This window comes from Pseudomonas sp. 05N432, from assembly GCF_056396945.1.
In genome coordinates this window covers 1-15,601 of sequence record NZ_JBFTMM010000036.1, presented here as the reverse complement: position 1 = coordinate 15,601, position 15,601 = coordinate 1, and the positions used below count along the sequence as shown (strand labels likewise).

The following is a 15,601-nucleotide window of genomic DNA, read 5'->3' as shown; positions in this document are numbered from 1 at the left end:
ATGACCGATGCAGAGAGGCACCGGATTACCGCTTGCTGTGGTGTTCTTGGCGGAGCCAAATGCATATCCCGGATGATTTTCTGGGGGAGCACTGGTTTTAAGGCCTTGGGCCTGGGGGCTGAGCATTTGAATAACGCCGCCGGCGACCATGGCAATACCTGGGGCGAGTGTCGCTCCATTGGTAAACGGACTGGCGATAATCAGCGCGACACCAATGATGGTCTGCAGAAGCCCGGCGCGCTTGCTGCCACAAACCACCGGCACAATGCGTATTTCCTTCGCGCCGCCCAGCGCCAGTTCCTTTTCGTCGACGTTCCTACGGTTCCGAAAAATCGCAAACTCAAGCCCCATCTGTTTCGCAGTTGCGAGATACCGTGCGAAGCCTGGATGGTTTACGTCGATCGCCTTTACCGCCTCGCGCACGTCGCCGGTCGACAACTCGTAAGTGTGTTCACGCCCGAACAACTTCGCGGCCGAACCGCTGAGCAAGATTCGAGTTTTGCTGCCGTAGTTGGTGGTCATTGCCATCGCTTTTACTCCGGTGCGCCCGTGGCGCTGTTGGTGGGCACGTCGACACGCAGTTGCATCGCCAGGATCATTCGGGATGCCATTGCGTCGTCACGAATAGCCTTCTCGCGTTGCGGATTTGGGTTCCAGGCTGAGCAATGAATGGCCTGATAAGCGCGAGCCCCGCGGAAAGTCCCACGCAACAGATCGGCCGAGATCCTGGCCTCGCTCTCGCTGAAGAAGGGCCCGTCTATGGTCACCTTCTGGCCGTCGCGGAGGTGCTGGACCTCCCAGACGACATACCCTCCGATCACTCGCGCATCGCTGGAAAAATCTAAGGTCTTGCACGCCTCTGCGAAGCGCTCTTGGTGTGTGGGCGGTTGGCTCGCTGTATTGCTGCCTTGGTCTGTCATGTACACCTCTGGCGTTGGTGATGGGCTGATGCCCGGTTGTGTTGCTCTGTGTGTCGCGACACGTTTTGCGAATTACGAAAACGTGTCGCGTACCGATGGGGTCATTTGCCGACGAGGCGCAGGTCGGGCGGCAGCCTTGGGCCGAATGGCGCACCAGGCGCGAACGGGTCGGGCAGAAGGTGCTCTGGGCATTCCCTGATGAAATTCATGGTTGCGAGTCGGCAGGCGTTGAACAGCGGTGCGTCGTTCCATTCCTGACCTCGGCGGGCGGCGCTGTCCTCCAGTGCGTAGGCGAACACCAGATCGGCCAGGCTGGCCAAGCCCTCCTTGCGCGCTGTCTCGCGCTCCACGGTATTGATCGCCAGCAGGTCGCACAGCCGATCGAAGCCAAGCCCGTTGGCCAGCCCCTCGGTATCCAGCACCAGCGAGCGCCCGAACCCGACGAGCACTGTGCGGAGGTCGTCCGACTCCACGCGACGGTGGTCGGCGGCCCGTTGCTCGAGCTCGGCGATGGTGCTGGCGGTGAATGGCAGGTATTGGCGCAACTTGCTGGCCTTGCGGCGGATGGCCCGGCGCTCGTCGCGGATCGAGTCAAGCCGCGCACCGAAAGCGCGGCAGATCCGCCGGGTGGTGATCAGGCTAGTGCTCATGCTGGCGCCGGGTTTCCTGGCGATGTCGACCAGGGCAATGACGAGGCTGGTGCTCATTGGGCTTTCTCCATGGGCGTTGAGTCGTAAGCGGCGCGCAGGTCAACGCCAGCCGAGCAGTGGCGGCCGGTGGGCGCGTAGCAGGAGCGGCAAACCATGATGTGGTTGAGGTACTGGTCACGGGCCTGTCGCCACTCAGGTGTGGCCGTGGCGGCACTGGCATGGGGGCCGGTAACGAACTGGGCAGGGTGCTCGACGCGGTTGGCCAGCACCAAATGCGGGCGAGACTGAGGGCGACTCCGCAATTTTGTGGAGTCGGTCCCGGCGATGGCCGGCGGCATGTGATCGAGCAGGGCGGACAGGAGGCTCATAGCGCCACCTCGGCCTGATTACTCGTAATCCAATGTTCCTGTGATTTCAAAAACGCCGGCAACAGCGGCAACAATGGCAACAGCCCCGTAAACCGTGGCCTCCAGGTGTTGCCAATGCTTCCAAATTGTTGCCACCGGATTTTTACCGGCAACAGTGATAACCAGGCTGACGGGTTGAGCTGGCCCCTTATATTGAAACTGAGGTGTGTGTTGCCAGTTGTTGCCACTCTTTTTATAGGGTGGCAACGGCTGCAAGCCACGTCCCACAAGGCCGTTGCCGGTGTTGCCACTGTTGCCAGTGATTCTAGGTTCCTGTGTATTTGGGCAATGCTGATTTGCCCGAGTGGAGGCGTCATACACCACCCCCTTCGCGGTCCATTGCCTCGGGATCGACCACGTACAGGCGTGCCTGGCCACCACCGGGGAGCCGGTAGTTTTTGGTTTTGCGTTCGTTGTCGCGGCGGGCCAGGACGTTCGCGCCTTCCAGCGCTTTGATGATGCGAGACAGGCCGTAGCCATGGGCAGCTTCGATCAGTGCCGGCTTGTTGAACAGGTACAGGCGGTTATTGCCCGTCAGCTCCCAATAGCCGGCGCGGTTGAATACCTTGGTGTCAGGCGTCACGTCATCGACATCGGAAAAGCGGCTACTGCCATGGCGATCGATGAAGTCGAGAATGCCGGCGAGGATCTGTCGGTCTTCAGCATTCCCGCTGCCTACCCGACTGAGCCATTCGCCATAGAGCAAGCGGCAGTCGGCGAGGGCGGTGCCCGGTTTCCATGGCAGCAGGCCGTAGGCGATGGCCATCTCGCCCGCCAGCGCGATGACGGCGAACCGATCGGCCACGCGCCCGGCCTGAGCGTTGTCCTCCACAAAGCTGGCGCGCACGCCGGCGAAGTCTTCGAGCAGTCCAGTACGGTCGTCACTGGCGAGCAGCTTCTCGACGAACGCTGGCCCGAGGTGGCCATGGTGGGCGCCGACGGCCACGGTGAGCTGCCGGTGGAAGTCCGCGCCCTCAAGCCCGTGCAATTCGTCAAAGGCCCGATGCGTGCGGGTGCCGGCGTTCACGTCGACCATGCGCAACTCGGCGCCAGCGTGAGCGGCATTGCCGGATATCGCGGCGTGTTCGGAGAGCGAGCGCTCGCCACTGGAGAGCGTCAGCAGGCGCCAGCTCAATTTGGCGCGACCTTCACGCTCACGGGTCATGGTGCCTTTGCCCTGGCCGTTGGCGAGCGAGTAGGCCATTTCCTGTACGCGCTTCGGGTCGGCGCGTTTGATCTCGTCCAACGGCAAGATGGTGTCGTTACGGCTCGACGCCTCGATCTCCAGGCCGCCCTTGGTCATGTCCCAACTGGCGGCGAATACGCCCGGGTCACCCCACACCGACGAGCCGATCAGTTGTGCCAAGGACTTGCCGCTCGAGCTGTCGCCCACCAGGTGAACACCACCCCCCAGCACGCCGACCAGACTCAACAACGGGCCGGCCAGCGAGCAGCCGATCGCCAGGGTCAGCACCGGGTTGCCGGCGCACTTCGCGGCCACTTCCGTCTGCCATAGCGCCAGCTCGCCGCGGCGGCTGAAAAGAACCTGAGCCTTGTTGCTGGCCTGGTACCGCACTTTGTCGCTGCCAATCGTCCGCCCGGGCAGCACGAACGCCCCCGACTCATGCCAACCCGGTCGGCTGGTGGTGGCGAACACCTCGGCAGGGTGTTGGTCAAGCAGGTACTCCATGAAGGTGCCGCGTTTCTTCAGGGCGATAATGACGCCCATGCCGAACAAGGCACGCCGGGCGTCCTCGCCGCTGCCGCCGAACACCTCCATGGCGATGATCCATTCCTTAATGCCACCCTCGGTGACCAGGCGCAGCAGACGCCCCTCGCTCCCATTGTCGCTGTTGGTGGTGCGGGCCACGACCGTGACGGGGCTGGCGATCCACTCATCAGTGATGGGACGGTCACCGGTATCGCCCTCAGCGTCGTCCTGGTCGGCGGCCGTGCGTTTGAAGCCGTGCCAGTAGACGCCCGGGCGCAGCTTGCGACCTTTCTCGTTGGTCACCCAATGCTCGTACACGGCCCAGCATGGCCTGTCGGGAGCAACTCTCACTGTCCCGTCTACGTCGAGTTCTGCGAGCTGATCATTGATCTCTCGCTCTCGTCCTACGGCAGTTTGTAACTGGTCCAGATCAATGGCGCTGAGCGCTTCCCCACGGTCTAGCTGAGCGGCGGCAATAGTCTGGATCAGCCTTGCCTGATTGCGGGCGCTCTCCAGGGACTTTCGCTGGTAGTCGAGTCGTGCCGTGTCGCTCAGATTCCCGGCAAACAAGTCCTTGAGCTCAAGGCCGATTGCGGCGAGAACATCAGAGGTAGCGCAGCCGCCGAAGCAATGAATCAGCACGCGACCGTCAATGCCGGACGCCACGCTTAACGATGGTGACTTGTCCTGGTGCGCAGGACATTTGGCCATGTAGTTATCCGTTGCGGACCGCCTCACTCCATCCAGCCTGGGGAGTACGAGGCTATGAAGCGGATCATCACCGACGATGGTTAGCTTTGGAGTGCCCCTCATGCGGCGCCCTCCGGTTCGTATCGCGCCAGCACGCGGCCGATCTGTTTAACGATTGCGTCGGCTTGCTTGCGGCTGTGCTCGTTCGCCGCGCTGTCACGCAGTTGCACCAGATCGCTGAATGCGCCGATCAACAAAATCCGGCCGTAGTCGTCCATATGCGGCGGCACGTCGTCGCGCACGGTGATGGCGCCCAGCTCGAAAGGAATCACGTTACCCATGGCTGGCGCTCCCAGCGAAGGCTCGACAAACCCGGCCGTTGTTCACCGCATGCCAATAGGTCAGCTCGTCGATTGAGTCGACCAGGCAGGTCGTCACCTGGGCATCAGCACTACGCATAACTACGCGCCCGCACTCCGCGTCGACCTCGGTCAGGAATGGCCCCAGCAATGCCTTTGGCACCTTCGGGTGACTGACGTAAAACAGCTCTTTGGCTTTCTTCGGGCAAGCCGATCCCGTCGACGCTAGTGCGCCGTTTTGAATTTTCATGGTTTAAATCTCTTCGGAGTCGGTCGGTTCGAACCGTGTTGCGCCGCCGCGAATAACACGAAGCCCAATTACCGCCGCCCGGGCCACGCGATCAATGAAGCCAATTTCAAGACAGGTGTAGCGGCCACCCATCCCGACAAGTGCGAACTGGATGGCGTAGAACGCTTCAGTTTCATCGTGCGCCGCCAGGTCGCGCACTTCACCTTCGAAGAAGTCGACACCCTTCTGCCAGTCAGCCGCTACACCGGGATTGTTCCGCGGCCAGTTGATCAATCGCCCTTCGGAATCACGCGTCGTGAAGCTCAGGTCGTCACGGATTTTGATTTGCGCGCTCATTTGGCCACCTCCGCGGCGTCCAGAACCTCTTGCATCTTCTCCACCTCAGAATCGACGTAGTTCGCCCAGTCGTAGCCGAGAAAGCCGCCGAGGTTCGCCAGCTCCTCGATGTCGTGCGACGTGCCGTGCTTCATGTCCTTGATGATGGAGTTGAACAGCACTCGCATGTGATTGATGCGTTCCTGGGTAGCGCGCAGCAGGTCAAGTGCGTCGTCGGCGATGTTGGCGGTGCTCTGGGTCATTGCGCACCGCCTTGAGCTTCCAGGGTGCGAACGATGGTCATGTGGGCGTTGTAGCGAGTGAGGCGAACGGAGAGGGACGAGTTTGCGCGGAGGGCGCTCAAAGCCATGCGGCGGTGAGCAAATGCGCGAAGAGCGGACGGATTGAGGGCGTGTTTCATTGGTACAGCTCCTAACGTTGAGGAGCCGCCACTACCTGCTGCAAAACAGAATTGGGTGGCGGCTGTGCGCAGGTTTGCAGACCGGGACGTTAGGAGCCCGGCGCGCTCGAAAGCGCCCCACGCACAGCCACCATAAAACGAAGTTGCAGGCATGAAAAAAGCGCCAACTTTCGAGACGGTGGCGCTTATGCGCCTAACGATATTCGGGCTGCAAAACCCGGTCGCTGAATTTGCAGCGACGGGCGGACGATAACTCCGATGGGCGAGCTTGGCAACAGTTGGGAATGATTGAGTGGGCGTCATGCGGCAATCCTCCGCCGGTGTTTGCTCTGTAGCCCATGGACGTAGCACAGCAGGTTAGCTTTACGCTCGGCGTAGGCCATGCCCGAGCCAATCAGTGCCGTGTCGCGCAGCTCGGCCAGGGTGACTAGCTCCAGCTCACCAGCGTTCAACTGGTCGCGGTTGCGTCCGACGAACGCCCCGGTAATCACCTCGTTGATGAGTCGAGCTTCGTTGATGAAGTGGTGTCGCTGAGGCGTCTTGCCTTGAGCCTCGCAGTTGAGCGCCAGCGCATCACACACGGCGCGGTAGCCTATGGCAGCCTCACGCCGGGCGCTGGCCCATGGCTTCGACTCGCCGCGCAGCAGGGCATCTACCTGCTCGTCACACCAGATCTCAAAGTCCACAGAGAGCCAGCGGGCGAACTTCACCGCTAGCTTGGGGTGGAGCCAGGTACCGCCGCCGCGGTCCTTCCTTGCGCGGCTGGTTTTTACATATGTGATTTCCCCATATGTACGCTGCAGACCTTCCAGATAGCGGATTGCATCGGGCAACCTGAGCCATTGTGCGGGCTCTTTGCCGAACTGCGCAGCGGCTTCAGTTGCATTGATCCAGCCGTCGGCATTGAAACGCACGGCCTGGCCCTCGTAGTCGAAGGGAATTATGCGGGCTGTCATGCCGCCACCTTCGCACCGGGCTCGGAGATCAGTGTGTAGACAGCAACACCACGGTGGATGCGGCCCCACTCGTCCGTCATCGTGATGCGGTTGGTAATGATCTTGTAACCGGCGTTCCTAAGATCGCAGATCCGCGCACCAGGACGGCAGATGTTCAGGTCGCGCATGATTGCGAAGGTGTCGGCAGGCCCCTGGCGTAGGCGCGGAACAAGCCGCGCTAGTTGGGCGTCGTTGCTGGTATTCTCTACGTGAGTATTTTCGTGGCTGGCCTTATTAGGTTGGCCATTTTTTTGGTCGGTCATCTAGGCCGCCTCTACTCGCAAAGCGACCAACGAGTCGCACCAGGCAATTACCTCGGCCTCAATCCAGACTGCAGACTTTGGCCCAAGCATCACCTGTTTAGGGAAGCGCCCTGCTGCAATGCGACGGTAAATCTCAGATGTAGAGAGCGTGGTCAGAGCCTTGACCTCGCCAAGCTTGATAAAGCGACGGGGATGATCCCCTGTGGTAGTCGGTTGTTCAGATTTGCGAATAGGGTGGGCTTGAGTTGCCATCGACTGCGCCTCCTGGGGCGGTGTTGGTTACGATGGCTGAATATTCGACGGAAGCCCTTTTTTTAAAAATCCTCTACAGTCACGACAAATTGGTTTTCCCTGATGAGAAACAGGTTAACCGTGACGATAGGGGTATTTATCTACCAGGCAGGCTTGCGTGTTCTGGCACTTCTTTCTCTTTGAGCCATTTCACCAATTGCTCAGATTTTCCTGGTAAAGCATCGTGAAAGCCTTCTTCAAGCAGTGCTTTGTATACTTTGTCAGCCATTTCAGAAACTCGAATCTTCTTGTCGATATCGGCGATCCACAGATCCTTTGCAATGACCCAAGCCCTTTCTTTAGCCATTGACTTCTTCTTTGGTGTGGCTCGGCTGCGCTCGGTCTCTGCTATTTCACAGGCTGTTGCGATTTTGTTGTTCAGTACAGCAAACACAAGTCCAGAAACCCCTTCTGTCAAACGGGGTGTAATTTCAGGAAGGATCATCATTAGCTTTTCAAATGTCGCGAAGGCATTGTCGAGGCAGTCTTTGACATTCTCTTCGCTAATTTTATTTTCGAGGGAAAGCTCCATCAGTCTTTTCAGTTGTTGGAAATTTAATGGATCGCTTTGGCTCTGTGCCTCTGCAAACTCTTCAATCAGGCGATCCAAAGGCTCCATGAACTCACGTTCGATCTTTGTGGGTTTTGTACTCATACGGCACTCCGAATAGAAACTACCTTCGCACCAGCACATAGCGCGTCAATGGAGTCAGCCCATTCCTGCATCATTCCCCGGCGTTGCTCGACATAGGCCGCATGGTTATAGGTGCCACGGATCTCGTCACTGTCACCGTGGGCAAGCTGGCGCTCGATCCAGTCCTTGTTGTACCCGCGCCCGTTCAGTTCGGTACTCAGCAGGTGGCGGAAGCCATGGCCTGTCTGCCGACCTTCGTAGCCCATCACTCGCAGTGCTTTGTTCACCGTGTTCTCGCTCATAGGGCGATCGGGATTGGCGCCAGCAAAAACCAATGCATAGCGCCCAGTGACCTCTTGGAGTTGGCGCAGGATGGCAACGGCCTGGCGGGGCAGGGGGACGATATGAGGCCGGCGGGCTTTCATGCGTTCGGCTGGAATCGTCCAGGCAGCGCCCTCTAGGTCGAACTCTGTCCAAGGGGCTTGGCGAAGTTCGCCAGGGCGAACGGCTGTCAACGCGAGCAGACGGATAGCGTGCCGGGTCAGGGTATGGATGTTCGCAGCTTCGCATTTGCCCAGAAGCTCGGGCAATTCGTTAAAGGTGATGTGCGGGTGATGGCGAGCGGCTTTTGTTGGCGCAGCTACCACGTTCAGATCGGTGGCCGGATTGACCTCTACGACGCCCTTGGCCAGCCCATACCGAAATATCTGGTGTAGCCATTGGCGGATCTTGCCGGCGGCATTCAGCGTGCCCCTGGCTTCCACTTTGCGCACCAACTCCACCAGATCGGGCCGGGTGATCGCTTTCACCGGGCGGGCGCCGATACCCGGAATCAGATCATTCTCCAGATACAGCTTGGCTTTGTAGGTAGTGCTCTCTGCCCAGCGAGGGGCGTTGTAAGCGAACCACTCACGTGCCAGCGTCTCGAAAGTCAGCCCCTCGACCCTCTGCGCCTGTTTGGCTGCTTTCTTTTGCTCGCCGGGGTCTGTGCCCTCAATCAGTAGCTGGCGCGCCCCATCGCGAAGCTGGCGGGCTTTTAGCAGGGTGATGGCAGGGTATGCACCGATCGCCAGCATCTTCGCGCTGCCGTTGAAGCGGTACCGATAGCGCCATAGCTTGGAGCCGGTCGGGGTTACTTCAAGGCATAAACCGTTGGCGTCGGTCAGCCGGTAAAGCTTGTCCTTCGGCTTGGCGGTACGGATGGTGGTATCTGAGAGTGGCACGCTGCCTCCTTGCAGGCCGCACCAGCCGGGCGTTTTGCCGCGCTGGTGTGAGTAGATTTCTAGACCGAACTGGATCTACTCACGAATCTACTCACATATGTTTGGGCTTACAAGGGAAGGGTTGGGAACCGTAGAAAGCAAAAAGCCCGCACTAGGCGGGCTTCTTGTGTGTTTTCAGGTGTGCTTGGCATCACCTGAAAACGAAAGGTGGTGCCCAGAGACGGAATCGAACCGCCGACACGGGGATTTTCAATCCCCTGCTCTACCGACTGAGCTATCTGGGCAACGGGGCGCATTAAACGGGTTTTTCAGGGGGTCGTCAAGCAAGTTTTCAAAAAATATTTAATTATTACCGTCGCTTACGATCCAACCCCCATTTTCACGGGATTACTCGGCAGGTGGAACGTAGCCTTCGGCCTTGGCGTATTCCTCGCCGGAGAAGTACTTGTCCATCTCGCCCTGAAGATATTTGCGGTCTTCGGCGTTCATCATGTTCAGGCGTTTTTCGTTGATCAGCAGGGTCTGGTGTTTTTGCCAGTCGGCCCAGGCCTTGGCCGAGACGTGGTCAAAAATGTCCTGACCTTTGGCGCCCGGGAACGGAGCGCGCTCCAGGCCTGGTAATTGTTCTTTGTACTTGCGGCACATGATGGTGCGGGTCATGACGACTCTCCTGCGTTCAATACATCGGCCGCGCGCTTCAGCAGTTTTTTCACCGGAGCGGCAAGGCCCAGGCGCGGCGGGGTGGCGAGGTTATACCAGAGCCAGTCGGCCTCGGCCACGTGATGGCCGGCCTCCTGGACCTGGACCAGCCAGGGTTCGATAGCCAGTTGGAAATGGCTGAAGGTGTGCACCAGGCTCGGCAGTTCAACGTGCTTGCCCAGTTCCAGCGAGTGTTGCAGTGCCAGATGTTCCAGATCACCGAGATCGTCGAGTTCCGGCAGGCTCCACAAACCGCCCCACAAGCCCGTGGAAGGGCGGCGGTAAAGCAGAATGGCGCCGTCGCGGTTGGCGAGCATCGGCATCAGCGTGCGCTTCTGTGGCACCGTTTTGCGCGGTTTGGGAATCGGGTAGCGGGTCTCCAGGCCGAGCATGTGCGCTTCGCAGCCCTTTTCCAGTGGACACAGCAGGCAACTTGGCTTGCTGCGGGTGCAGAGCGTCGCGCCCAGGTCCATCATCGCCTGGGTGTAGGCGTTGACTCGATCATAAGGTGTAAAGCGCTCAGCGTTGGCCCACAGCTGTTTGGCAACCTTTGGTTCGCCGGGGTAGCCCTCTTGCGCGGTAAAGCGCGCAAGCACCCGTTTGACGTTGCCGTCGAGAATCGGCGCGCGCAGGCCCATGCTCAGGCTGGCGATGGCGCCCGCAGTGGACAGGCCGATGCCCGGCAAGTCAGTGAGTTTTTCGACATCCCGGGGAAACTCGCCGCCGTACTCGGCAACGACGATCTTCGCGGTTTTTTGCAGGTTGCGGGCGCGGGTGTAGTAACCCAGTCCGGTCCACAGGTGCAGCACTTCATCTTCCGGCGCGGCGGCCAGGGCTTCGACCGTTGGCAACGACGCCATGAACCGGTCGAAGTAGTTCAGCACGGTGCTGACTTGAGTTTGCTGCAGCATGATTTCGGAGACCCACACCCGATACGGGGTGATGCCCTGTTGCCAGGGCAGGTCGTGACGGCCATGGCGGTCGTACCAGTCCAGCACCGCGGTTGAGAACTGCTCGGCTTTCATCGCTTGAACAACCCCTTGAGGGCGTTTTTCAGTTCTGGACTGACTTTGTCGCCGAGTTTCTCATCGATTTTTTCGCCGAGCTTGTCGCCCGCCAACTTGCCCGCGACCTGGCCGAGGCGCTCGTTGTCCAGGCGGCAGGCCTTGGCACCGAGCTCCAGTGGTCCTCGGCAGCGCAATGGCCACTCGATGCCAGCGTAACGCTCGTTGACCTGGCAGGCCGGGTCCGGCATGTCACTCTTGTCGCCTTCGACGATGATGCCGATGCGGTAATCCATGCCCAGCACACGCAGGTCGACGTCACCGTTGCCGTTGACGGTCATGCCCGGGATGCGGACTTTCAGGTCCGGATTGCTGGCCACGCCATTGCGTAACGTCAGGTTGCCCTTGAGTTCCTGAAAGGGGGTGTCCTTGCCATGCGGTTCGCCACTGAGGGTTTTGTGGTTCAGGGTGGCGATGCCTTTGCACAGCTGTTGCTCAAGGTTGGCGTTGAGCAGCACGCCGTTATTGAGCACAAAACTGGCGGTGCCGTTGAGGCTGTCGATCAGTGCTTTCTGGCTGTTGCCGCTGGCGGTCAGGTTGCTGTTGAGCGTGACCAGGCCTTTGACTGGCGGTTTTTTCCCTTGGCTTTCGAGAATGTTCTCCACCGGGACTTTGCTGATCTGCGTTTGCATGCTCAGCAACGGCACGGGTTGGCGTACATCCAGCGTGCCCTTGGCGGCGAAGTTGCCGTTGTAGAGATCGCCGCGCAGGTTTTCCAGGGTCAGCAGGCCGCCCTGGCCATTGGCTTTCAGCGCGGCATTCTGGATCGACAGCTTGTCGAGGGTCAGTTGGCCGAAGGTCAGGTCTGCATCCAGATCAAGCTTGCTCAGGCGTTCCGACGGAATCAGTTTGTCGCTGCTCCAGGCGTCTTTGGTGGGGGCGTTCGGCAGTGGTGTGCTGCCAGCGCCGGCCAGTGCGTTGGTCTCGGTGCTGCTGACTTCCGACTGACGAGCCACTGCTGCGCTGTTGGCTTCGGCGGATTTTGGCGGCAGGTAGCGATCAGCGTTGAAGGTGTCGCCCTTGAGTTGCACGCGCAGTGATTGCTTGGCGAAATCCTCGACAGCGATACGCCCGCTGAAGCTGCTGTCGTCGACTTTCAGGTTGAGATCGTCCAGCACCACGCTGCTCGGGGTACCCGCCAGACGGCTGACCAGTTCGACTTTGCTCAGGCTGCCCTCGGCCATGGCCGGGAGTTTCTGGCCAATGCTGTCGACAAATTTTGCCAGGTCGAATTGCGCAATCGACACACCGCCGCTGATTTGCGGGGTTTTGTCCAGGTTGTTGACTTTCAGTTCGCCGAGCGCGCGCAACTGGTTGGCAGAGATCTTGATGCCGGTCCATTCGGCGACGTTCGCTGCTTTATCCAACAGCAGTTGGCCTTGAGCGGCATAGGTCACGATCTTGCCTTGCAGCGGTTCGCCGGAGATTTCGCCTGCCAGTTTCATATCGTCGAACTGGTAACGCTGGAGGGCACGCTCGAAACGCAGCTCGCCGCTGAGTTCGGTGCGCACCCGCACGTCCGGCTGGTTGCTGGCCAGGAATGCTGTCAGCTTGACCTGAATGTTGGTCGCGTCATGCACCGGGCCGGTGCTCAGCTGGATGCTTTCGGCGCTGAATTGCTTACCGGTTTGCTCGTCGTTGTATTCAACCCGCGCGTTGTTCACGGTCAGGCTGTCGATGTCGAGACGAATCGGTTGGGCCGGTTTTTCCGCAGTGGCGGGTATTTCGGCGACCGGCTCGCTGGTGCTGCCTGTAACCGACGCATCAACCTTGGCGGCGACAGGCGGAACCTTGCCGATGTCTTCCCAGTTACCGTGGCCATTCTTGTCACGGTTGAGGCGCAGGTTCAGGCCCTCGACGCGGACATCGCTCATCTGCACTTCGCGGCGCAGCAACGGCAGCACCCGTACGGACAGACCAAGCATTTGCAGGTCGGCAAACGGCTGGGTCGGGTTGGCCAGGGTCGCGACGCCGGCTTCGTGCAGTTCAAGGCCGAGCCAGGGGAACAGGCTCCAGCCGATATCGCCATTGAGCGTCAGCTCGATGTGGGCCTTGTCGCGGGCAATTTGGCGGATCTCGTCTTTGTAGTCGTTGGGATCGAAGAAGTGGGTCAGGGCAAAGCCCAGCGCCACAATGATCAGCAACAACCCGAGAAGTACCAAACCCAGGATTTTGCCGAACGCTTTCATGGGCGAGTCCTTGTAATGAGTCAATGTCGAATTTAGCCAGGGAGTATAGCGCCCCGAAACCGACGACTGGTCAGTGATCACTCTAGAGCTGGTCCAGCGGCAATTTGAGCTTGGCGGCCAGTGCCTGGGCTTCGAGGTGCCCGGCCGGGGCCTGCAAGTGCAATTTGGCCCCCGCGAGCTCGGCCATTTTTTGCGCTTCGCTAACCAGGCGTTCAGCCACGCCACGGCGACGGGTGATTTTTCGCACGCACAAATGGGATAGCTGCCAGATGTCCTGCTGCCGGTGCAGACGCGCCGCACCAAGCAGTCGGTCATTGAAGCGTCCGGCGATCAGCGAGCCGTCGCGCAGGCTGTGTTCAATCAGTTGCGCCTGATCGTTGAACGGAGCCAGCAGCCAGTGCGGTGCGTCGTGGTAGATCTTCTGCAGATCCTGCTGATCCTGATAGCTGGGTTCGTTCAGCGATTCGACAACGATGGGCATAGGGTTTCCTGTGAAAAGGTTGTCCGGGCATTACCCGTCAATGGGTGAAACGGTTTTTTAGCGTGTGATCGGAACAGATGTCACATAAAAGGTGATATCAGTTTGGTTTTTCTGTCACGGGCAAATGGTAATCTTTGTCCGTTCGTCGGTCCTTCTGCGACCGGTCGTCGCGCCCGAACGGAGCTCTACTCGATAAAACGGTCATGCCTGCGTGCAACAAGGCCGAGAGTGAAGAGTGTCTGGCGAACCATACTAATAATTGGGGGAAACACAAATGAGCACGAGTACCGAGGCGGGGATTATTCCCGCCCAGTCAGCGTTCCTGTCCAAGGAGCGGATCATCGCCAGGCCCGGTTTCAACCGTTGGCTGGTTCCACCGGCCGCGCTGGCCATCCACCTGTGCATCGGCATGGCCTACGGTTTTTCGGTGTTCTGGCTGCCGCTGTCCAAAGCCCTCGGCGTGACTGCGCCGGTGGCTTGCGCACCCGACATGAGCTTCATCGCACAGATTTTTTCGTCCCAGTGTGATTGGCCGATCTCGATGCTCGGCTGGATCTACACCCTGTTCTTCATCTTCCTCGGCTGCTCGGCAGCGATCTGGGGTGGCTGGCTGGAGCATGCCGGGCCACGCAAGGCCGGTGTTGTTTCGGCATTGTGCTGGTGCGGCGGTCTGCTGATTTCCGCGTTGGGGGTGTATACCCACCAGATCTGGCTGATGTGGATCGGCTCCGGCGTCATCGGCGGGATTGGCCTGGGGCTGGGCTACATCTCGCCGGTCTCGACGTTGATCAAGTGGTTCCCGGACAAGCGCGGCATGGCGACCGGCATGGCGATCATGGGCTTCGGTGGCGGTGCGATGGTCGGTGCTCCGCTGGCGGCTGCGCTGATGGGCCATTTCGCTTCGCCGGCTGGCGTCGGCGTGTGGCAGAGCTTCCTGGTGATGGCTGCGATCTACTTTGTGTTCATGATCGGCGGTGCGCTGTCGTACCGCGTTCCGCCGACCGGCTGGAAGCCTGAGGGCTGGACCGCACCGGCGAAAAAAGCCGCGAACGCGATGATCACTCACCGTCACGTGCACGTTAACGTTGCGTGGAAAACCCCGCAGTTCCGTCTGGTGTGGCTGGTGCTGTGCCTGAACGTGTCGGCGGGTATCGGTATCCTCGGCATGGCTTCGCCGCTGTTGCAGGAAGTATTCGCCGGTAAATTGCTCGGTAACGACCTGACCTTCGGTCAGCTGGACGCTTCGCAATTGGCGTCGATCGCTGCAATCGCTGCCGGTTTCACCGGTTTGCTGAGTCTGTTCAACATCGGTGGACGGTTCTTCTGGGCGTCGTTCTCCGATTACCTGGGGCGTAAAAATACCTACTTCGTGTTCTTCGCCCTGGGTTTTGCCCTGTATGCGTTGATCCCGAACCTCGGCCATCTGGGCAACATCGCGCTGTTTGTGGCGGCGTTCTGCATCATTCTGTCGATGTACGGCGGTGGTTTTGCGACGGTTCCGGCGTACCTGGCAGATCTGTTCGGTACGCAAATGGTCGGTGCGATCCACGGTCGTCTGCTGACTGCCTGGGCCGCTGCCGGCGTGCTCGGCCCGGTGTTGGTGAACTACCTGCGTGAGTACCAGTTGAGCATCGGCGTCGAACGCGCGGCTGCGTATGACATTACCCTGTACATCCTCGCGGGCCTGCTGGTGCTGGGTTTCCTCTGCAACCTGCTGGTGCGCCCGGTGGCGGATAAATACTTCATGACCGATGCCGAGCTGGCCGCCGAACAGGCGCTGGGTCACGACAAGGGCGCGAACAGCACGACCGTGCTGGAGTGGAAAGCCTCCTCGGGTAGCGTGCCATTGGCCGTTGCTGCATGGCTGGTGGTGGGCATTCCGCTGGCGTGGGGTGTTTGGGTGACGTTGCAGAAGACAGCTGTCCTGTTCCACTAACAAACGCAATACCCCTGTGGGAGCGAGCCTGCTCGCGATGAGGCCTCCACATTCAACATCTCTGTTGATTGTCAGGCCGCTATCGCGAGCAGGCTCGCTCCCA

General features: G+C 59.8%; 20 protein-coding genes and 1 tRNA gene. 1 reads left to right on the top strand and 20 read right to left on the bottom strand.

All coding sequences use genetic code 11. The features are described 5' to 3' along the window. The 20 genes from AC1DHT_RS28975 to AC1DHT_RS28880 form a co-directional block, all read right to left on the bottom strand. Positions 1-528: tail assembly protein (locus tag AC1DHT_RS28975; RefSeq protein WP_477761577.1), on the bottom strand; the 528-nt coding region annotated here is incomplete at its 3' end. 5 nt (positions 529-533) lie between these two features. Then, entirely contained in the window at positions 534-920 is a 387-nt protein-coding gene (locus AC1DHT_RS28970; RefSeq protein ID WP_427544667.1) for a hypothetical protein, read from the bottom strand. A gap of 101 nt (positions 921-1,021) precedes the next feature. Further along, on the bottom strand, positions 1,022-1,627 hold the full coding sequence (locus AC1DHT_RS28965) for a hypothetical protein (RefSeq protein WP_427544669.1): 606 nt from the start codon (positions 1,625-1,627) through the stop codon (positions 1,022-1,024). Continuing rightward, positions 1,624-1,938, bottom strand: a complete 315-nt coding sequence (locus AC1DHT_RS28960) for a hypothetical protein (RefSeq protein ID WP_427544671.1) — start codon at positions 1,936-1,938, stop codon at positions 1,624-1,626. Before AC1DHT_RS28960 ends, AC1DHT_RS28965 begins: the two co-directional genes overlap by 4 nt. An 18-nt stretch (positions 1,939-1,956) precedes the next feature. Beyond that, a complete protein-coding gene (locus AC1DHT_RS28955) occupies positions 1,957-2,298 on the bottom strand; it encodes a hypothetical protein (RefSeq protein ID WP_427544673.1) in 342 nt (113 codons plus the stop codon). Then, positions 2,291-4,501 (bottom strand): DUF927 domain-containing protein, encoded by a 2,211-nt coding sequence (locus AC1DHT_RS28950; protein WP_427544675.1) that lies wholly within the window; start codon positions 4,499-4,501, stop codon positions 2,291-2,293. The genes AC1DHT_RS28955 and AC1DHT_RS28950 overlap by 8 nt, the downstream gene beginning before the upstream one ends. Beyond that, positions 4,498-4,719 carry a hypothetical protein gene (locus tag AC1DHT_RS28945; RefSeq protein ID WP_427544677.1) on the bottom strand — a complete coding sequence of 74 codons (222 nt, stop codon included), beginning with the start codon at positions 4,717-4,719 and terminating at the stop codon, positions 4,498-4,500. The genes AC1DHT_RS28950 and AC1DHT_RS28945 overlap by 4 nt, the downstream gene beginning before the upstream one ends. Beyond that, the gene (locus AC1DHT_RS28940) at positions 4,712-4,987 is read right to left on the bottom strand and encodes a hypothetical protein (RefSeq protein WP_427544679.1); all 276 of its coding nucleotides are present in this window, start codon (positions 4,985-4,987) and stop codon (positions 4,712-4,714) included. Before AC1DHT_RS28940 ends, AC1DHT_RS28945 begins: the two co-directional genes overlap by 8 nt. A 3-nt stretch (positions 4,988-4,990) precedes the next feature. Continuing rightward, entirely contained in the window at positions 4,991-5,323 is a 333-nt protein-coding gene (locus AC1DHT_RS28935; protein ID WP_427544681.1) for a hypothetical protein, read from the bottom strand. Continuing rightward, positions 5,320-5,565 (bottom strand): hypothetical protein, encoded by a 246-nt coding sequence (locus tag AC1DHT_RS28930; RefSeq protein ID WP_427544683.1) that lies wholly within the window; start codon positions 5,563-5,565, stop codon positions 5,320-5,322. The genes AC1DHT_RS28935 and AC1DHT_RS28930 overlap by 4 nt, the downstream gene beginning before the upstream one ends. A 457-nt stretch (positions 5,566-6,022) precedes the next feature. Beyond that, positions 6,023-6,679, bottom strand: a complete 657-nt coding sequence (locus tag AC1DHT_RS28925) for a KilA-N domain-containing protein (protein WP_427544685.1) — start codon at positions 6,677-6,679, stop codon at positions 6,023-6,025. Continuing rightward, positions 6,676-6,981: a helix-turn-helix domain-containing protein gene (locus tag AC1DHT_RS28920; protein ID WP_427544687.1), complete on the bottom strand. Its 306-nt coding sequence runs from the start codon at positions 6,979-6,981 to the stop codon at positions 6,676-6,678. Before AC1DHT_RS28920 ends, AC1DHT_RS28925 begins: the two co-directional genes overlap by 4 nt. Further along, positions 6,982-7,233 carry a helix-turn-helix transcriptional regulator gene (locus AC1DHT_RS28915; protein ID WP_427544688.1) on the bottom strand — a complete coding sequence of 84 codons (252 nt, stop codon included), beginning with the start codon at positions 7,231-7,233 and terminating at the stop codon, positions 6,982-6,984. A gap of 136 nt (positions 7,234-7,369) precedes the next feature. Further along, positions 7,370-7,927 carry a hypothetical protein gene (locus AC1DHT_RS28910; RefSeq protein WP_427544690.1) on the bottom strand — a complete coding sequence of 186 codons (558 nt, stop codon included), beginning with the start codon at positions 7,925-7,927 and terminating at the stop codon, positions 7,370-7,372. Beyond that, positions 7,924-9,129, bottom strand: a complete 1,206-nt coding sequence (locus AC1DHT_RS28905) for a tyrosine-type recombinase/integrase (protein WP_427544692.1) — start codon at positions 9,127-9,129, stop codon at positions 7,924-7,926. Before AC1DHT_RS28905 ends, AC1DHT_RS28910 begins: the two co-directional genes overlap by 4 nt. Positions 9,130-9,337: 208 nt before the next feature. After that, positions 9,338-9,413, bottom strand: a tRNA-Phe gene (locus tag AC1DHT_RS28900). 103 nt (positions 9,414-9,516) lie between these two features. Next, positions 9,517-9,789, bottom strand: a complete 273-nt coding sequence (locus tag AC1DHT_RS28895; RefSeq protein WP_019691289.1) for an oxidative damage protection protein — start codon at positions 9,787-9,789, stop codon at positions 9,517-9,519. Continuing rightward, on the bottom strand, positions 9,786-10,853 hold the full coding sequence (gene mutY / locus AC1DHT_RS28890; protein WP_103319677.1) for an A/G-specific adenine glycosylase: 1,068 nt from the start codon (positions 10,851-10,853) through the stop codon (positions 9,786-9,788). Before mutY ends, AC1DHT_RS28895 begins: the two co-directional genes overlap by 4 nt. Beyond that, entirely contained in the window at positions 10,850-13,081 is a 2,232-nt protein-coding gene (locus tag AC1DHT_RS28885) for an AsmA family protein (protein WP_427544694.1), read from the bottom strand. Before AC1DHT_RS28885 ends, mutY begins: the two co-directional genes overlap by 4 nt. Positions 13,082-13,163: 82 nt before the next feature. Next, a complete protein-coding gene (locus tag AC1DHT_RS28880) occupies positions 13,164-13,562 on the bottom strand; it encodes an acetyl-CoA sensor PanZ family protein (RefSeq protein WP_427544696.1) in 399 nt (132 codons plus the stop codon). A gap of 274 nt (positions 13,563-13,836) precedes the next feature. Between AC1DHT_RS28880 and AC1DHT_RS28875 the strand changes: the two genes are divergently transcribed. Continuing rightward, positions 13,837-15,498 carry an OFA family MFS transporter gene (locus AC1DHT_RS28875; RefSeq protein ID WP_427544698.1) on the top strand — a complete coding sequence of 554 codons (1,662 nt, stop codon included), beginning with the start codon at positions 13,837-13,839 and terminating at the stop codon, positions 15,496-15,498. Positions 15,499-15,601 lie beyond the last annotated feature (103 nt).

Bases quoted from the DNA above. Each gene is read 5' to 3' on its own strand.
- AC1DHT_RS28935 (WP_427544681.1), bottom strand. From the start codon at position 5,323: ATGAGCGCGCAAATCAAAATCCGTGACGACCTGAGCTTCACGACGCGT.
- AC1DHT_RS28950 (WP_427544675.1), bottom strand. From the start codon at position 4,501: ATGAGGGGCACTCCAAAGCTAACCATCGTCGGTGATGATCCGCTTCAT.
- AC1DHT_RS28885 (WP_427544694.1), bottom strand. From the start codon at position 13,081: ATGAAAGCGTTCGGCAAAATCCTGGGTTTGGTACTTCTCGGGTTGTTG.
- AC1DHT_RS28965 (WP_427544669.1), bottom strand. From the start codon at position 1,627: ATGAGCACCAGCCTCGTCATTGCCCTGGTCGACATCGCCAGGAAACCC.
- AC1DHT_RS28910 (WP_427544690.1), bottom strand. From the start codon at position 7,927: ATGAGTACAAAACCCACAAAGATCGAACGTGAGTTCATGGAGCCTTTG.
- AC1DHT_RS28880 (WP_427544696.1), bottom strand. From the start codon at position 13,562: ATGCCCATCGTTGTCGAATCGCTGAACGAACCCAGCTATCAGGATCAG.
- AC1DHT_RS28930 (WP_427544683.1), bottom strand. From the start codon at position 5,565: ATGACCCAGAGCACCGCCAACATCGCCGACGACGCACTTGACCTGCTG.
- AC1DHT_RS28920 (WP_427544687.1), bottom strand. From the start codon at position 6,981: ATGACCGACCAAAAAAATGGCCAACCTAATAAGGCCAGCCACGAAAAT.
- AC1DHT_RS28925 (WP_427544685.1), bottom strand. From the start codon at position 6,679: ATGACAGCCCGCATAATTCCCTTCGACTACGAGGGCCAGGCCGTGCGT.
- AC1DHT_RS28945 (WP_427544677.1), bottom strand. From the start codon at position 4,719: ATGGGTAACGTGATTCCTTTCGAGCTGGGCGCCATCACCGTGCGCGAC.
- AC1DHT_RS28915 (WP_427544688.1), bottom strand. From the start codon at position 7,233: ATGGCAACTCAAGCCCACCCTATTCGCAAATCTGAACAACCGACTACC.
- AC1DHT_RS28960 (WP_427544671.1), bottom strand. From the start codon at position 1,938: ATGAGCCTCCTGTCCGCCCTGCTCGATCACATGCCGCCGGCCATCGCC.
- AC1DHT_RS28895 (WP_019691289.1), bottom strand. From the start codon at position 9,789: ATGACCCGCACCATCATGTGCCGCAAGTACAAAGAACAATTACCAGGC.
- AC1DHT_RS28940 (WP_427544679.1), bottom strand. From the start codon at position 4,987: ATGAAAATTCAAAACGGCGCACTAGCGTCGACGGGATCGGCTTGCCCG.
- AC1DHT_RS28970 (WP_427544667.1), bottom strand. From the start codon at position 920: ATGACAGACCAAGGCAGCAATACAGCGAGCCAACCGCCCACACACCAA.
- mutY (WP_103319677.1), bottom strand. From the start codon at position 10,853: ATGAAAGCCGAGCAGTTCTCAACCGCGGTGCTGGACTGGTACGACCGC.
- AC1DHT_RS28875 (WP_427544698.1), top strand. From the start codon at position 13,837: ATGAGCACGAGTACCGAGGCGGGGATTATTCCCGCCCAGTCAGCGTTC.